Here is a 15383-nt window from a genome sequence, read left to right as displayed (position 1 = left end):
TACTCGATAAGGGTACTGACTGATTCATACAGGTTGTTATGGTCCGATCCGGGTGTGCGTAATAATGATACTCTTGAGGAGCGCCGTCTATGGCTTCCGTATGAGAACGAGTCTGAATATCCCTCAAGAGGTTCTCGAGTCGTTCGATGCGACGTGGCAAGAGGAAGAATTAGAATCGCGCTCCCGTGCCGTCCGCGAGGCGATTCACGAATACATCGAGCGCCATACGGAGCTCGAAGGCTTAGAAGGCCCCGCAGTCGCGGCACTGGCGTTCGATTACGAGCACACTCTCGTCATCGGCAAACTCCATACCGTCCAGCACGAATTCGAGGATATCATCAGCACAACGCAACACATGCACCAGGGGGAGTGGTGTCTCGAGACGATCTTCTGTCAAGGTTCAGCAGCACGAATCCGGGAATTAGTGGCTCTGTTGAAATCCTCAGAGAGTTACAGGTTCGTCTAGTAGTCTGAACGGATGGAGGCCCTCCCGAAGTCGCGGTTACTCCGGTTCGTTGAGCAAGCGATGCACTTGGCTAGGCGAGCGGTCACTCGATACTCCTCAAAGTTCTCGAAACGGCGGTACACACTTCATCAACACATCGTCTTGCTCTGTCTCAAGGTTCGGAAGAATACGACGTACCGGACGCTTCTGGACGAACTTATCGAGATGCCTCGGGTTCGGAGCGCTCTCGATCTTGAGGAGCTCCCCACTCCTTCGACGTTGTGTAAAGCGTTTGAACGGCTCGATATGGCCGTTTGGCGGGTTCTTCTCAATCTCTCAGTCACGCTTCTCCCGACCAACGGTGTCGTCGGGATCGACGCCTCCGGGTTCGACCGGAGTCACGCCTCAAAACATTACACGAAACGAACGAAGCTGACGATTCAGCAGTTGAAAGTCACACTTCTCGTGGACACGAGGGTGAACGCAATCATCGACTTACACGTGACGACGACCAGAAAACACGACTCGAAAATCGCGCCGTCGCTCATCGAGCGGAATACCGGTAAAGTAGCGATTCTCCTCGGCGACAAGGGATACGACGACCAGAAGATTCGCGCGTTAGCCCGTGAAGATGGCATTCGTCCCCTGATCAAGCACCGAGAATTTTCGCCGCTCCACAAGGCGTGGAACGCTCGGTTGGACGCCGACCTCTACGGGCAACGTAGTCAGAACGAGACGGTGAACTCTCGCCTGAAACGGAAATATGGCACATTCGTCCGCTCACGACGCTGGTGGAAGCAGTTTCGTGAACTCGTTGTTTGCTGTCTCACTCACAACATCGACAAGGCATTCTGAACGTTCGATATAGGGGACTCAGTTATCGACCAGTTCTACCACAATATCTGCGATAATATATGCCGGTGCGAGAATCATCACAGCAAAGGAGACAATAAATGCTATAGAACCAAATATGCTGGCTGGGAACGTGAGCGACGAGAGATCACTCGTTAGCGTCATCATCGCCAAAAGAAATAGTCCGATGACGTGGTAAAGTTCAGTTCTATCCACAGGCGAACTCGAACGGATTTACCGAAGACTGTTTCGATAAGTTCGCATATCTACCTAGCGCCTGTTGCAGCGAGAAAGTTGTCGAATCAATAGGATTTCAACAGAGCCGAATTAGTGTATCGACTCCGGGATTTCGATGCGGTCGGCCGCGTGAACGTCATGTTCCTCCAACCGGAACTCTCCGAGAAGTCTCTGGATTGAAGCGGCTTCTCCGAACAGCATTAATATCGATGCATCTGTACCGCCAGTAATGGCCGTTCGACTGAGGTCGGTACCCATGTTCCGCGGTCGATGCTGTACCTCTTCTCGCCGGTGGTGATCAGCTATGCCTCCATCTCATTCTTCACCTACCACGTGCACGCTCTGTGGTGGCGTCGTCCCCAATGATCGAGTCGCGGCTGAAGACGGCGGCGTCTATTGTTCTACGGGGTGTCGGGATGTCCAACGCGTCCTCGGTGACAGGGAGTATTCCAGTCGCTCGGAGACGATACACGGACCCACGGGCGGAATCGACACTGACGGTGACGCTGGTGAACGCGAACCAAACACACTCGGAGAGCGGGCCGAGTCACGGGTCTTTCTCCAGGTAGATGGGATGCACTGTGCGACGTGTGAAGCCTTTCTGGAATCGATTGCCGAAGACCGTGCGGGCGTCACCCACGCTGCAGCGAGCTACGTAACCGAGACGATCCGCGTCGAGTACGATCCCACGAGCATCTCGGTGGACGACCTCTGTAACGCGCTGAGCCCGCTGGGCTATACGGCGACGCGTCGTGACGGTGGTCGTGATAGTCCGATAACTGCTGTTGGCCAGTCGCGGCAGCAAGACGAGACAGGTGGCCGAGACATCGACGAAGTGCTCGGGTTTCGCTACGCAGCGGGCGTTATTTTCGGGACGTTCATGCTCCTGCCGTACGCGGTGCTCCTCTATCCAGCGCAGCTCTCGTCGTTCTTCGGCGATGGGACGCTAGACATATACGCGAGTGCATCCGGGATTGGCGGTGGAGATGGCCTGTTGATCTTGCCGCTCTTTCTTGTCCTGACGGGTGTGGTCCTAGTGTTCACCGGCCTTCCGCTTTTACAGGGTGCGTATGTCAGTCTAAAGATGCGACAGCCGAATACGGATCTGCTCGTCGCACTCCCCGTCGTGAGTGCCTACGTGTACAGCACGATCGCGTTTCTCCTCGGGCGGATCGACGTCTTCTACGACCTGACGATCGTGGTTGCCGCGAGTGTGGTCGCTGCGATCTTCTACGAATCACTGAGCAAGCAGCGGGCGATGGACTGCCTGACGGACCTCACCATCTCGCGGGTTACTGACGCCCGACGATATGACGCCGATGGGACCACGACGACGGTCGGTGTGAGCGATCTCGAACCAGGAGAGAGTGTGCTCGTCCGTGAGGGCGAACGTATCCCGGTCGATGGGGTGCTTGCCGAGGGCGAGTGTACGGTTGACGAGGCGGTCGTGACGGGCGAATCGCTCCCGGTGCTGAAGCGAGCGGGTGACGACCTCGTCGGCGGCGCGGTCGTCACGAACGGCGCCGCTGTCCTCACGGTGAGTGACAGTGCATCCAGCAGTATCGACCGCCTCATCACGTCGGTCTGGAATCTCCAGAGTGGGGACCACGGCGTCCAGCGACAGGCCGACCGGTTCGCGTCGTTCGTCATTCCAGTCGTCGTGGGTGGGGCTGTTCTCGCCGGCGTCTGGTCACTCGTGGTGGGGGCTGGCGTCCCGATCGCCGTCCTGACGGCGTTGTCAGTGCTCTTGGTCGGGTGTCCATGGGCACTCGGACTCGCAACGCCGCTTTCCGTCGCAACGAGTATCGAGGAGGCAGTAGACCGCGGCATCGTCGTGTTCGACGAAACCGTCTTCGAGCGGCTTCGGAACGTCGACGTCGTCGTCTTCGACAAGACAGGAACCATCACGACCGGTCGGATGGAAGTTCTTGAGGCGGATGCACCGGCAGATCTGTTGGCCGCCGTCGCAGACCTGGAGCAGCGAGCATCGCATCCGGCGGCGGACGCGATCGTGACCGCATTCGCTCAAGAGGAGCAAGCCGGCGAGGATCCCAGAACCGATGGTGGGATCGCGAATGAGGACGACCGCGAGCGAGCACGTAACATCTCCGAGTTCACGAGCCACGCGACCGGCGTCGAAGGGGTTGTTGATGATACGCGAGTTCTCGTGGGCAATCTTGATCTCTTTACGGATCTGGAGTGGTCGGTGAGCGACAGCATCGAAACCCGGGCGACAGCTGCTCGTGACGTCGGGCGGCTTCCGGTCATCGTCGGTCGTGATGGTCGTGCGGAGGGTGTCATCGTCGTGGGCGACGAGCCACGAGCGGGCTGGGACGACACACTCACGCAGTTGAGTGCTCGTGACATGGAGATCGTCGTACTGACTGGCGATGACGAGGCCGCCACTGACTTCCTCGGCACTCACCCCGGAGTCGACCACGTGTTTGCAGGGGTTCCGCCGGCGGGCAAGACTGCGACGATTCGGCGGCTACAGTCCCGTGGACAGGTCGCGATGGTCGGTGATGGAACGAACGATGCTCCGGCCCTTGCGACGGCCGATCTGGGTATCTCGCTCGGCGGTGGGACCGCGCTCGCGTCCGATGCCGCGGATATTTCTATCGTCGATGACGACCTTGCGGCGGTGGAGACGACGTTCGACCTCGCAGATGCGGCTCGTCGACGTGTGAAACAGAACAACGGGCTAGCACTGCTCTATAATGGGATCACGATCCCTCTTGCGGGGACGGGGTTGCTCAATCCAGTGTTCGCGATGGGAGCAGTCGTGGCGACCGGTGGTCTTCTCGCGGCGAATTCGTTTCGAGCCCTGCTTACCGAGTAGCGACTCCAACCCCGCGAAGCGGTAGATACCTGCTGTAGCCGGGTGAAGACGGTTCCTATCGAATCATTCGAGAAATTCGAAGGTTCCGAGGCCCGCGTACCCGACCGCAAAGCCCGCGACGATGATGCCTCCAGAGAGGATTTGGTAGAACGGGGTCGACGGGAGGAAGCCGGTTCCGAGTGTGCCGACAACGATCAGTACCGCTGCTAGTCCCAAAAACACGTACTGTCGACGTTGCCCCTTCATATTGTGAGACGTTCGCTCAAACCCCGTTCTCACGGCAGATCCGGCATTTCAGTCGGCCGGGATGATGGCAGCCGATTGATCGGGCTGTCGGGCTGTTTGGACCGAGTAGAGCAGACTGCCAGTAAACAGAAGCAGGCTCCCGACGATGAATACTGCACTGAGCGGCGAGGCCGAATCGACGAACACCCAGTAGAGGGGGGCGGCAATCGATGGCCCGGCAGCAAGTACCGCGATCTTTGCGACGAGTGGCCCACAGCACCCACAGGTACACGTCCCGACGATTGCAGCACTTCCGGCGGTCCCTTCGGTCATGCCGGCTCGTTCCTCGACGCGCCAGTGACGAGCAATGAGAGCGGCGTTCAGCCCGATGAGTGCGCTCAGCATCCCGACGACGATGACCTGGCCAGGTGACAGGGCCAGGAAGAACGGGATATGTATGAGCGGGAGATGCGGAATCGCGATTTCGAGGGTGGGCCACGATACCAGCTGATAGATTGCGGGCAGAACGACGACCGTCACCTTCTGGGGGAATCCTTCCTCGGGGAAAAACGAGAGGTAGCCCGTCACGGTAACAAAAAAGAGCGCTAACACGACACCGACGCCGATGCCGAAGCGACGCGCAACCGGATCACGCATGACTGCGCGAATGACACCCCCTGCGTCCTTCCAGATGACATAGCCAATCAGAATTGGCGTTCCGAGGACGATAGCGTACCCAAGTGGATGTGTATCCCCTGCCAGTTCTGGGAGAAGGTAGGGGTACGAGATCCACAATCCCATGAGGATGCCGAGGAACGTGTACCGTGGACGGGATGGCCAGCGGAGCCACCCAACGACGAAGCTCGCGACCATGATGCCCAAGCCACTCAGCAGCGCCAGTGGCTGATACCACGCTCGGGGGAACGGCATCGAACTCGCAGTATATGTCGGATCCGGCGAGAGTCCTTCGAAGAGAACAGCTCCGAGTGCAGTGATTGCGATCCCAACGAATACGCCGTACAGAGCCGTTGTTGGCGTGATACGATCCGTCCGTTTGAGAAGGATGAATCCGCCGAGGATAACGGCACCGACGAGAGCAAGAATGACACCGTGTCCTTGCGAGAGTCCACCGCTTCCGGTTGTACCGTGGGCGGACGCGACGGGAACCTGAGTGAGCGTAACAATCGCTGCGAGAAGTACAGAGAGTGGCCGAATAGATCCGATTCGAGAGGTCTGTCCACGGGAGGAACTCTCCCGTGGTTGAGGCTCTTCCGGTGACATTATTCGGTCTTGGACAGGGAGCCACTTCTACCTGACTGATTCACTTCTTACATCCTGGATTTGACTGTCGTTGGATCATGCTGGGTGTGGAAATATCCTCCTCCGAAAGTATGACCGGCACAGTGAATTCACTCGCCGTCCAGAAACACGAGGAACTGTATATGCTTGAGGAACCAGACCGGAAGAACGGCTCCAATCCCTGCAGCGAGTAGGAGACTATTTGATGCTGTCCACATGATCTGTCCAAGTACGGTTCCGATAATCAAAACGCCGTTGTATGCGATCGCATTCACCGCTAAATCACCTCTTGACTCAGGCCGGGGCCACTTGATGAGACTGGGCTTGACTGCTGATGTCCGGCCGGAAGCTACTGCGACAAGAAGTCCGAGTAAGCCGGATACAAACCATCCGAGTACAGCCGGTGGCCAGCTGTATACGACCGTGGCGGTGGCAAGAACAATCAGACATGGGCTGGTGATTGTACCGATCTCTACGGAGGTATAGCGGGTTAAAATGTGTTCCTCGGTTCCTTGTTGTGCGGTAGACATCTATCAGGGGTATGAGAAGAGCAGTGGAACGGATCAGGGATGCTCCGTCGAGGATTTGAACCTCGGTCCTCGGCGTGAGACGCCGAGATGATTGGCCGAGCTACACTAACGGAACATCTTGTAATTGCTAGCGAATCCAGTTAAGCCTACTCCCTTCGCGTAACTGAACTCGCCACACACCGACACTACGTGGTGTCTCCATCGGGAGCAACCCACTGTTTGATGAGTTCGTTCATGTTGTAGAAGAGGATTCCAACTGAGACGAAGGTTGTGATGAAATAAATAATCAACCCTGCTGGACCACCAATCGATGTACCAATTGCACCTCCTCCAAACCCGACAACCGTGAGCTCAACCCACGTCACTACGATTCGGGATAGCAATCGAGGCTCCGAATTGGACTGTGCTGATGTCACTGTCTCAGACCACCATATTCACGAATCGATGTTGATTTTCCAGCTGACTCTGTCCTCGCAATCTAACGACACGCTGTTGTCTGATGGTGTGACTCATCTGTAGGTTTCCTCGGTATCGATCGGACCGCTGAACGCCGAGTAGAGTACGACGAAGTACATCAACACGATTGGGAGCAATACACTCGTCATGATCGACATGAGATTGAGCGGAAGCGTGGAGATAATCGCATCTCGGATCGTGAGGCCGGCGGTCCGATCGACGTAGGGGAACAGAAGGGTTGCGACGAGTGCCACGAGTCCGAAGACGAGTGCGGCTGTCGCCGCGAACGCGGCGTAGTATCGGTTTCTACGGAGCGCGACGACGTAGATTCCTATCAAGGTGGCAGTAAGGATCACAAGTGCGACAATGAGGGGTGATCGGAACGAGGAGCGTAGTGCTGGTTCGGTCACGTATATCGCCCCGAGAGTGATGATCACTCCCCCAAGATACCCTACGGCAGCCCGGACACCGCGGTTCCGCATGTCGTCTCGCAGCGCGCCGCGAGTTTTCAACCCGAGGAAGGCTGCCCCGTCGACAACCGTGAGGACAAGGACTGTGAGACCCCCGAGGACCCCCACGGGGGTGATGATCCCAGTCGCTCCGATCAGCCAGTTCATGACAAACAGCCCCAGCAGAAACGGCGTCACGGTACTCCCGATAACGAACGAGTAGCCCCAGAGTGTCCGCCAGCGGTCGTCTTCGCGTTCCTCGTACATCTCTGGGGCGAGCCCCCGGAGGCCGAGTGCGGCGAGAATCGCGAACATCAACAGATAGTATCGGCTGAAGAGATTCGCGTAGACGGACGGAAACGCTGCGAACAGTGCACCACCGAAGACGACGAGCCAGACCTCGTTCCCGTCCCAGAACGGCCCGACAGCCGCCAACAGCTGTTCTTTCTCGTGATCATCGGTACGGGTCGCAAACAGGACGCCCACACCGAAATCGAAGCCGTCGAGAAAGAGGAACATCCCGAAGATGAAAAACAGCAGCGCGAACCAAAGCTCGGCGAGCGGTAATCCGAAGAGCGGCTTCGTAGCCAGCGATCCGACGTTAGTCACCGGACGTCACCTCCGACTCTCGGACGTGGACAGTATCACTCTGCGTGAGCTCGTCTTTCGATGGCGGCCCCTCTCGGATGATACGACCAACGACATATGTGTAGAGACTCAATAACATGATGTACCCGGTAACGAATCCGAGGAGTGTGAACGTCGCTTCGGCGCCTGTGAGATTCGGAGAGACGCTGGCACTCGTCTTCATCACCCCCTGAATGACCCACGGTTGTCGCCCGACTTCGGTGACAATCCAGCCGACCTCCACGGCGACGAATCCCAAGAGAGACGATGCCATTAACGCCTTATGCAGTAGGTCATCCTCGAAGAGTTCGCCACGCCACCACCGATAGCCCCCCCAGACGGCCAGCAGAATGAACCAAAAGCCGAGGGCGACCATAATCCGGAACGCCCAGAAGACGATCGCCACTGGTGGAGATTTCGTTGAGAAGGATTCGAGGCCACGTATTGTTGCCTGTGGGTTTCCGCCACTCGCAAGCCAGGATGCGCCACCCGGAATGCCTATGCCGAAGAGTTCTTTCGTGCGTGGGTTTAGCAGGTCATTGACGTTCGCCGGGAACGCAACGATATACTCGGGGACGTAGGACTCGGTTTCCCAGACGGCTTCCATCGCGGCGAATTTCTGGGGTTGGGTTTCAGAGACATGGCGAGCATACTCATCGCCCTGAATCACCTGTAGTGGGGCCGTAATTAGGAGGACGACGAGCGCAATTTTCAGTGACTTCTCCCAGACATCGATGTGTTCAATCGGGTATCCCCAGACGTGGTGTCGGAACACGTAGTAGGCGGCAACGCCGGCCATGAAGAGCGCGACCGACTCGACGGCCGCGTTCTGCATGTGGATGAACATATACGGAAACCTCGGATTGAGGTAGGCTGCGAGCGGGTCGGTAAGCTTCACAATTCGCTGGCCGTTCTCCACGGCCATTTCGAACCCACGTGGTGTCTGCATCCACGAGTTTGCGATGAGGATCCAGACGGCTGAGAGCCAGGTGCCGAGCCCGACGGCGATACTCGACAAGAAGTAGAGCCGGTCCGAAACACGATCGCGGCCGAAGACGAAGATACCGAGGAACGTCGCTTCAAGCATGAACGCCATCATCCCTTCGAGAGCGAGTGGACCACCGAACAGCTCCCCTGCGGTCGTCGAGAACGCGGCGAAGTTCGTTCCGAATTCGAACTCGAGGACGAGTCCGGTCACCGTTCCAACGACGAAGCTGACCGCAAAGATGCGGGTCCAGAACCGACGGAGCTGTTCATACACTGGCTGTTTGGTGCGAATCTCTTTCCATGTGAAATAGATGAGAAACGGTGCAAGTCCCATACTCATCACTGGGAAGATGATGTGAACGATCGTGGTGAGCGCAAACTGGAGTCGGCTCGCTAGAACCGGATCAACCACCGGTCTCACCTCGACAGATGGCGCTATTGGTTTGAACGATGGTTCGTAGATTGGGTGAAAAATGGACCGCTGTCGGATAGAATGCCATCACTCCGACTTTGCGACTTCGGTACGTCAAACGAAGGCGGTGTCCTATGTATTGGGAATCCGCCTTCGACCCTTATATCGGGGAGTTTGATAAGTGGGTATGGAGCGTCGACAAGTCCTCAAGACAGCCGGAATTCTCGCAACAGGTGGCGTAACCAGTCTCGCAGGTTGTAGTTCTGGAAATGGTGATGGTAGCGGTGAGCCGACTACGACTGAGACAGAGGAGACGACCGGCGGTTCGGGAGGAGAAACGGCCGGTGGCTCGGGGGGATCGAACACGGTTATGATGGTCACCGAAGGGAGCGAGTACTATTTCGATCCCATCGGTCTGTTCGTCGAATCCGGGGAGACAGTCACGTTCGAAATCCAGAGTGGGAGTCACTCGGCAACTGCCTACAAACAAGGAACGAGTTCAGCAGAGGTGACGCGGATTCCCGAGGGAGCTGAAACGTTCAATAGCGAAATCCTGAGTGAACAGGGCGCAACGTACGAGCATACGTTCGAGACTACGGGCACGTACGATTATTTCTGTATCCCGCACAAGTCCCTGGGGATGGTTGGTCGGATTGTCGTTGGCGAACCCGGCGGTCCCGCGGAGGGGAGTATGCCGCCGGACGGAGACGTTCCCGAAAGCCAGACCATCGTCGATCAAGGCAGCGTTTCGTACAGTTCCTTCTCCGGGTAGACGGACGCGTATACTGCGAGCTGTGCGCTCCGGAATCGCTTGTACACCATATGGCCGACATTGATTCTGCTTCGGACTTCCAGTATGGAGACATACACTTCCGATGACGCTCGCACAAGGCTCGTGGCCGACATACACAGATGCTGCCCTCGATAGTGTTCGGCGAGAACGACGCGAGGTCGAACGCGAATGTCGAGCGTTCCAACGGTTTCGCCAGCGTATTCAGACCGTCGAAACACAGGATCCACGGTTCGAACGGTCAGTTGTTGGAGTGAATCAGAGCCTTACATCCGCAGAGAAGTCGGTTCGCGATACCATCGAGCCGTGGTATCGTGAGACTGTGATGGCAGTCGACCACTACGGCGACGTGTACGGTGATTCGTTTGAGGCGAGCCTCAGTGCCGAATTCGGGATGGATGTGTTGCTCCTGATCTCAGAAGCGACTACGTTCTCACCGCTCATCAAACAACGACTCCTCGAGGCCACACAGCAGTGTATTGACAACCGGCGGGTCTTTCTAGAAACTCTCGAAGACGAATTCACCACGCTCAAAGACGCGCAATCCACGGTTCAGGAGATTCGAGAGGCGATAGCAGAACTTGATTCGACGGAATTACAGGCCCTCTCAGATACTGAACTGATCGACCGATACGACACCCTTCACACGTTGAATGATAAATGTCAGAGCTGGATCCAGCAACGGCAGGAGGAAATCCACGCTCATCGAATCGATCGGTCAGCAGATGCGGATGCCTACACTGATCTCTGTTCGTATCTCTATGAGGATCTGGAGGTTGATTATCCGGTATTGGCGACGTTTGTCGATATCTTGGAAATCATTTCCCAATATGAGTAGTTCCCTCTTTCACCTCCTACTCAGTCGTCAGTGCCGGTTTCCAGCAAATCTACTTTGTTAACGGTTTTGTCTATCCGGTCACAACAGTACATATGGAATTCGACTTTGTGCGCTCGGTGGCTCCCCTTGTCGTAATTGTCGCCGTCGCGTCGATTGCGCTCACGACCGTGATGACCTCCTCGACAGTCTTCATGATGGTTCTGCCCTCGATGATCGTCTTCTCAGTCATCGCGTTCTTCTTCGGAATGAAACACGGCGAATTCCGCGCCAGTCCGTAACAGGCCGACCCAGTCGGCGAAATTTGCTGGGTTTCGGTCCATGCTAGCCCCCAGCTGGTGCTGATTCAGATTTATTTCGATGACCGGTTCGCAGTCCTACCGACGGCTGTTTCAGCGGGACGGTGTCGAACCAACAGGAGTCCACCAGGGGCGGTTAACCACTATCGTTCAGTTAGATCCAGTCCTGGTTGTCGTATAGAACGTCTCTACGCGGTGTAGCCGGCGTACTCCATAAGCTGGTTGAAGATGTCCGTATCCATGACGGACCGATAGACCACGCCGGTGAGCATCCCACCAGGATAGAACGTGCCGTTCATGACGTGGTTGACCTTGTGGCAGTGCATCAGGTAGATGCCGGGGTCTGCATCGGCAGTAAACTCGATCGTGTGTCGTTCAGCGGGGGCGACGTTCGTGACGTCCATGTCGTGGCGGGCAGCCTCCGGAATCGTCCCGCCGTCCTTTTCGACACGCTGGAAGCGGTGGTTATGGATATGCATCGGGTGCGACATGTACCCGCCGTTGACGAGGTGGATACGAACTGAGTCGCCCTCGTCGACGATGATCGGGGACCCTTCTTCGGGATGCAGCGTCCGGGGCGCGCTCTTCCCGTTGACGGTGAATACGTCCGGATTTCGACTTGCCGAATTGTAGGTGAAGTCCGCCTCACCGGCCCACTTCCGTGGAACCCGTTAATCCCAGTCCTTGATCGTCATGAAGTATTCGCGGTCCGCGGGTCCGTAGCCTTCGGGATCGACTCGGTAGATCCCGTATATGCCCATGTCGATATGCCGGTGGGTCTGGAAGTGACAATGGTAGAAATGCGTTTCAGGGACGTTCGTGGGAATCTCGTAGGTGTGTGTCTCCCCTGGCGGAACCTGAATGCCGGTCGTCGTCGGGACGCCATCGTTCTCCCACGTCTTGCGAACCCCGTGGAAGTGAATCGTGTGGGGACGTCGGCCATCGGTGTTGTCGAGTGTCACCTCCATCGCGTTACCCTCGGTCGTTCTGAGAATTGGGCCGGGGACGCTGGGGTCGTTGTCGTCAGCCTGGAACGCCCAGACGCGTGGGAATTCGACGGGGCCACCCATTGTATCGAGCGGGTGGACGGCGTGGCGGGCCTGCTGAGTCCGCATCGTCACTTCGCCGCCCTGCTCGTCGACGTTGACGACTGTTGGAGGGCTGGTGTAGGGGAGATTAGGCGAGTCAGTTTGTGCCTGCGTGGGCGTGTCGCTCGTTGCTGCTGGCTCGTTGGCTCCGCCCGCAGAACAGCCTGCTAACGAAGCGAGACCAGTCGCGCCAGTTGCCGCGAGAAACTCACGCCGGGACAGTCCGGTTCCGGGTGCGCCGAAACGTGTAGTCATAATACACTCGGAATTTTGGTTGGCCTAAACATAGGGCGACTGCGGCGTCCCAATCCACGGGACAGCGAGTGGAGATGTTCGGCACAAGCTGGTAGGCATAGCGGGAACTTCTCTAAGTTTGAATATTCAATGCTAGGCTGAAGACACGCGCGGAATCAGGAGAAGTATCAAATCCCACCCGTCGACGTCAGGTACGCGCCCGCAAATTGGGCCGCGTTATATGTTGCGTGCATAAATGTCGGAACTAAAATATTTTCCGTATATTCGTACGCAATCCCGAGTACGAGCGCCAGAACGAACGCTGTTCCAATATACACCAGTTTCCCTTCGCCGGTCAGAGAGAAGAGATGAATCGAGGCGAACAACGCACTGGCGAGGACGATGGCACGGGCTGGATAGAAATTTTCGCGGAGCTTCCCCTGAATAAGCCCTCGGTACAACAGTTCTTCCCCTGGTCCGACCAAGAGGAACTGAAGCGGAATGAGAAGGAGAAACACGACTGGGTTCTCTTGCCCAACCGCAACGATCTGATTCTGTGCTGAGCTTAGGCCGAGGGCTGAAATCACCGACGAAGCCACATAGAGGAGACCTAGGAGCGAAATACTCCCCCCGGCAATCACTGCACTATCGTGTTTGTCAGGTAGATTAACAGGAATAAATTCGGATCCGAGGTCATAGCGTTTGAGATAGAGGAGGGTGATTCCCCCGAAGGTCACTCCCTGCAAGAACACCGTGACTAGGAACATTCGGAGGATAGGACGTGATGAAAGATCAACGCCAAGCAGTCCAACACCGGTCACGATAGTGAGAATCACGACGGAACCAACGAGGTACGTTCCATACGTGAGGCCAATTGCCGTGGCGACAGATCCGATCCGAGATGTCGAAGACATTAATTATATTGAAATGTTGGAACTCACACTACAAGCCAGCTTTGATAGGTCAAATTCGGCGCTTTTCGTTTCGGAGTGGATTGACCGTCGTGCCATCGATGAGGAGCGTGGGTGTGGCGTCGACACCGTGTTCCACTTTTGCACCTGCCGAACGGCCGTTTCCCCTCTGAACCCATGGATTGAACGATTCGGACTTACTCCGTGCAGCCTCTATATTCAGCACGCTACTCCTGTCAAGACCTGTGGGTTTCAACAGGGCCGAATCCTTGAAATCGTGGTCCACAAATCGTGCCAGCGGCGTCGGGTTTGAGACATACTATTTGGGTAGGGATTCTAACTCCCGGTGTGTTTGGTTGATTTCTTGGAGACAAAGTGTTAGGCCGAATTCCCAGTGAGTGGGACATCGCCAACTATTCATTGGGGAGCAGTCCCACGATGCTCTTAACGCGATCTATGGTTTGTAGGGAAAACCCTATACGCCGATATGATGAGATCTCAAGAACATACCCAGGAACGATCAATAGATGAACGCGACCGTGAGGTGAAGCCTGCTAACGACAACACCTGTCCAGAGTGTCAGGGCCATATTACCCTGAATAGCGACAGCGGTGAGGCGACCTGCGAAAGCTGTGGGTTGGTTTTTGAAGATGATCCAATTGACCACGGCCCGGAGTGGCGTGCTTTCACGTCTGACGAACGCGATGAAAAGAGTCGGGTCGGTACTCCGACGACGCAGCTGATGCATGATAAGGGCCTGAGTACGACTATTGGTTGGCAGGACAAGGATGCCTATGGACAGGCTGTCTCCGGTCGCAAACGTGCTCAATTACAGCGCCTCCGGACGTGGGACGAGCGGTTCCGGACGAAGGATGCCCACGAGCGGAATCTCAAGCAAGCGCTCGGGGAGATAAGCCGCATGGCTTCCGCTCTGGGACTGCCGGAATCGGTTCGGGAAACTGCAGGCGTGCTGTACCGGCGTGCTGTAGAGCAGAACCTGCTCCCAGGTCGTTCGATCGAGGGTATGTCGACGGCGTCGTTGTACGCGGCTGCTCGACAGCATGGAATGCCACGGCCGCTGACGGAGTTCGCCGAAGTTAGCCGTGTCGAGAAAATCCGGATCCAGCGAGCGTACCGATATCTGTCCCGAGAACTTGGGCTGGAGATCGAGCCGGAGGATCCCATGCAATATATACCACAATTCGCGTCATCGCTTGACGTGAGCGACGAAGCAGAACGGCGCGCTCGAGAACTGCTTGAGGTAGCTACAAATAATGCCGTCCACAGTGGGAAAAGTCCAGCCGGGTTGGCGGCTGCCGCGCTATATGCTGCGACCCACCTCACGAACGAGCAGCTCACACAGGAGACGGTGAGTGAGGTCGCCCACGTCAGTCGAGTCACAATCCGAAACCGATACCAAGAGCTTCTCGAGGTGTATGCGCAGCATGACTGACCGGATAGCCCCTGCCGGGCGAAATTCGGCCACTGATTGGGTCGTAACACGATATTTACCATGAGCGAGTTCTCAATACAGACCAAGGTCGAGGTATTGGAGCTGCTCGTGGAAGAGTCACCGTGCCATGTGATGGAGATCACTAACGCCGTCGATGGACATCCGATCACCATTGACCAAACGTGTGCTCACCTCCATAGTGAGGGCTGTATTGTTCCACTGGGGAGAGGTCTCTACGAGATCACAGACGTAGGCGAACAACGACTCGAAATTCAGGACGATTCATAACCGCTTCACAACTGTGTCACTATGTCTTCCCTCTTTCGATGGATCGACCGTCATGACTCTGGAACCACAATCCCGACTGCATTCGTGGGACCGATGGGATGCCTCTCCAGCAATCGGACACCATATC

Annotated in this window: 17 protein-coding genes, 1 tRNA gene and 1 pseudogene; 8 read left to right on the top strand and 11 right to left on the bottom strand. The window is 56.5% G+C overall.

The window, feature by feature from the left end; all coding sequences use genetic code 11:
- Positions 1–100 precede the first annotated feature (100 nt).
- Complete coding sequence (locus DEQ92_RS19315) at positions 101–466, top strand: CopG family ribbon-helix-helix protein (RefSeq protein ID WP_115821484.1); 366 nt, start codon at positions 101–103, stop codon at positions 464–466.
- 12 nt (positions 467–478) lie between these two features.
- A complete protein-coding gene (locus tag DEQ92_RS19310) occupies positions 479–1300 on the top strand; it encodes an IS5 family transposase (protein ID WP_089781030.1) in 822 nt (273 codons plus the stop codon).
- Positions 1301–1318: 18 nt separating this feature from the next.
- Here the strand turns inward: DEQ92_RS19310 and DEQ92_RS19305 are convergent, their stop codons facing one another.
- Positions 1319–1513, bottom strand: coding sequence for a hypothetical protein (locus tag DEQ92_RS19305; RefSeq protein WP_089781031.1), 195 nt, complete (start codon positions 1511–1513; stop codon positions 1319–1321).
- Between the two features lie 325 nt (positions 1514–1838).
- On the opposite strand from DEQ92_RS19305, the gene DEQ92_RS19300 reads away from it, so the two are divergent.
- The gene (locus tag DEQ92_RS19300) at positions 1839–4373 is read left to right on the top strand and encodes a cation-translocating P-type ATPase (protein ID WP_199522933.1); all 2535 of its coding nucleotides are present in this window, start codon (positions 1839–1841) and stop codon (positions 4371–4373) included.
- A gap of 63 nt (positions 4374–4436) precedes the next feature.
- Here DEQ92_RS19300 and DEQ92_RS19295 read toward each other — a convergent pair whose 3' ends face one another.
- The 7 genes from DEQ92_RS19295 to DEQ92_RS19265 all read right to left on the bottom strand — a co-directional run bounded on the left by DEQ92_RS19295 (position 4437) and on the right by DEQ92_RS19265 (position 9358).
- Complete coding sequence (locus DEQ92_RS19295) at positions 4437–4619, bottom strand: hypothetical protein (RefSeq protein ID WP_103428022.1); 183 nt, start codon at positions 4617–4619, stop codon at positions 4437–4439.
- A 48-nt stretch (positions 4620–4667) separates the two neighbouring features.
- Positions 4668–5879 (bottom strand): hypothetical protein, encoded by a 1212-nt coding sequence (locus DEQ92_RS19290; protein WP_115821385.1) that lies wholly within the window; start codon positions 5877–5879, stop codon positions 4668–4670.
- Positions 5880–6007: 128 nt separating this feature from the next.
- Positions 6008–6427 (bottom strand): hypothetical protein, encoded by a 420-nt coding sequence (locus DEQ92_RS19285; RefSeq protein ID WP_115821383.1) that lies wholly within the window; start codon positions 6425–6427, stop codon positions 6008–6010.
- 40 nt (positions 6428–6467) lie between these two features.
- A tRNA-Glu gene (locus DEQ92_RS19280) sits at positions 6468–6542 on the bottom strand.
- Positions 6543–6612: 70 nt separating this feature from the next.
- Positions 6613–6843 (bottom strand): hypothetical protein, encoded by a 231-nt coding sequence (locus DEQ92_RS19275; protein ID WP_199522932.1) that lies wholly within the window; start codon positions 6841–6843, stop codon positions 6613–6615.
- 93 nt (positions 6844–6936) lie between these two features.
- Entirely contained in the window at positions 6937–7941 is a 1005-nt protein-coding gene (gene cydB / locus DEQ92_RS19270; protein WP_115821379.1) for a cytochrome d ubiquinol oxidase subunit II, read from the bottom strand.
- Complete coding sequence (locus DEQ92_RS19265) at positions 7934–9358, bottom strand: cytochrome ubiquinol oxidase subunit I (protein ID WP_115821377.1); 1425 nt, start codon at positions 9356–9358, stop codon at positions 7934–7936. The genes cydB and DEQ92_RS19265 overlap by 8 nt, the downstream gene beginning before the upstream one ends.
- A gap of 187 nt (positions 9359–9545) precedes the next feature.
- On the opposite strand from DEQ92_RS19265, the gene DEQ92_RS19260 reads away from it, so the two are divergent.
- The 3 genes from DEQ92_RS19260 to DEQ92_RS19250 all read left to right on the top strand — a co-directional run bounded on the left by DEQ92_RS19260 (position 9546) and on the right by DEQ92_RS19250 (position 11264).
- Positions 9546–10130, top strand: coding sequence for a plastocyanin/azurin family copper-binding protein (locus DEQ92_RS19260; protein ID WP_115821375.1), 585 nt, complete (start codon positions 9546–9548; stop codon positions 10128–10130).
- A 343-nt stretch (positions 10131–10473) separates the two neighbouring features.
- On the top strand, positions 10474–10986 hold the full coding sequence (locus DEQ92_RS19255) for a hypothetical protein (RefSeq protein ID WP_199522931.1): 513 nt from the start codon (positions 10474–10476) through the stop codon (positions 10984–10986).
- A gap of 92 nt (positions 10987–11078) precedes the next feature.
- Positions 11079–11264, top strand: coding sequence for a hypothetical protein (locus DEQ92_RS19250; protein WP_115821371.1), 186 nt, complete (start codon positions 11079–11081; stop codon positions 11262–11264).
- Between the two features lie 206 nt (positions 11265–11470).
- Here the strand turns inward: DEQ92_RS19250 and DEQ92_RS19245 are convergent.
- The 3 genes and pseudogenes from DEQ92_RS19245 to DEQ92_RS23265 all read right to left on the bottom strand — a co-directional run bounded on the left by DEQ92_RS19245 (position 11471) and on the right by DEQ92_RS23265 (position 13801).
- Positions 11471–12625 (bottom strand): annotated as a pseudogene (locus tag DEQ92_RS19245) (multicopper oxidase domain-containing protein).
- A 167-nt stretch (positions 12626–12792) separates the two neighbouring features.
- Entirely contained in the window at positions 12793–13371 is a 579-nt protein-coding gene (locus DEQ92_RS19240) for a CPBP family intramembrane glutamic endopeptidase (protein ID WP_199522930.1), read from the bottom strand.
- Between the two features lie 196 nt (positions 13372–13567).
- The gene (locus DEQ92_RS23265) at positions 13568–13801 is read right to left on the bottom strand and encodes a hypothetical protein (RefSeq protein ID WP_147299506.1); all 234 of its coding nucleotides are present in this window, start codon (positions 13799–13801) and stop codon (positions 13568–13570) included.
- Between the two features lie 204 nt (positions 13802–14005).
- On the opposite strand from DEQ92_RS23265, the gene DEQ92_RS19235 reads away from it, so the two are divergent.
- Positions 14006–14968 carry a transcription initiation factor IIB family protein gene (locus tag DEQ92_RS19235; RefSeq protein WP_115821368.1) on the top strand — a complete coding sequence of 321 codons (963 nt, stop codon included), beginning with the start codon at positions 14006–14008 and terminating at the stop codon, positions 14966–14968.
- 60 nt (positions 14969–15028) lie between these two features.
- Positions 15029–15256 (top strand): transcriptional regulator, encoded by a 228-nt coding sequence (locus DEQ92_RS19230; protein WP_115821366.1) that lies wholly within the window; start codon positions 15029–15031, stop codon positions 15254–15256.
- The last annotated feature ends 127 nt before the right edge of the window (positions 15257–15383 follow it).

Source organism: Haloferax sp. Atlit-6N (assembly GCF_003383195.1).
Classification (GTDB): domain Archaea; phylum Halobacteriota; class Halobacteria; order Halobacteriales; family Haloferacaceae; genus Haloferax; species Haloferax gibbonsii.
The sequence above is the reverse complement of the archived record's forward strand: the minus strand, read 5'-3'. Positions and strand labels throughout refer to the sequence as shown.

Excerpts from the sequence above, each read along its gene's own strand:
- DEQ92_RS19315 (WP_115821484.1), top strand. The coding sequence starts at position 101 with ATGAGAACGAGTCTGAATATCCCTCAAGAGGTTCTCGAGTCGTTCGAT.
- DEQ92_RS19310 (WP_089781030.1), top strand. The coding sequence starts at position 479 with ATGGAGGCCCTCCCGAAGTCGCGGTTACTCCGGTTCGTTGAGCAAGCG.
- DEQ92_RS19300 (WP_199522933.1), top strand. The coding sequence starts at position 1,839 with ATGCCTCCATCTCATTCTTCACCTACCACGTGCACGCTCTGTGGTGGC.
- DEQ92_RS19295 (WP_103428022.1), bottom strand. The coding sequence starts at position 4,619 with ATGAAGGGGCAACGTCGACAGTACGTGTTTTTGGGACTAGCAGCGGTA.
- DEQ92_RS19290 (WP_115821385.1), bottom strand. The coding sequence starts at position 5,879 with ATGTCACCGGAAGAGCCTCAACCACGGGAGAGTTCCTCCCGTGGACAG.
- DEQ92_RS19285 (WP_115821383.1), bottom strand. The coding sequence starts at position 6,427 with ATGTCTACCGCACAACAAGGAACCGAGGAACACATTTTAACCCGCTAT.
- DEQ92_RS19260 (WP_115821375.1), top strand. The coding sequence starts at position 9,546 with ATGGAGCGTCGACAAGTCCTCAAGACAGCCGGAATTCTCGCAACAGGT.
- DEQ92_RS19255 (WP_199522931.1), top strand. The coding sequence starts at position 10,474 with ATGGCAGTCGACCACTACGGCGACGTGTACGGTGATTCGTTTGAGGCG.
- DEQ92_RS19250 (WP_115821371.1), top strand. The coding sequence starts at position 11,079 with ATGGAATTCGACTTTGTGCGCTCGGTGGCTCCCCTTGTCGTAATTGTC.
- DEQ92_RS19240 (WP_199522930.1), bottom strand. The coding sequence starts at position 13,371 with ATGTTCCTAGTCACGGTGTTCTTGCAGGGAGTGACCTTCGGGGGAATC.
- DEQ92_RS19235 (WP_115821368.1), top strand. The coding sequence starts at position 14,006 with ATGAGATCTCAAGAACATACCCAGGAACGATCAATAGATGAACGCGAC.
- DEQ92_RS19230 (WP_115821366.1), top strand. The coding sequence starts at position 15,029 with ATGAGCGAGTTCTCAATACAGACCAAGGTCGAGGTATTGGAGCTGCTC.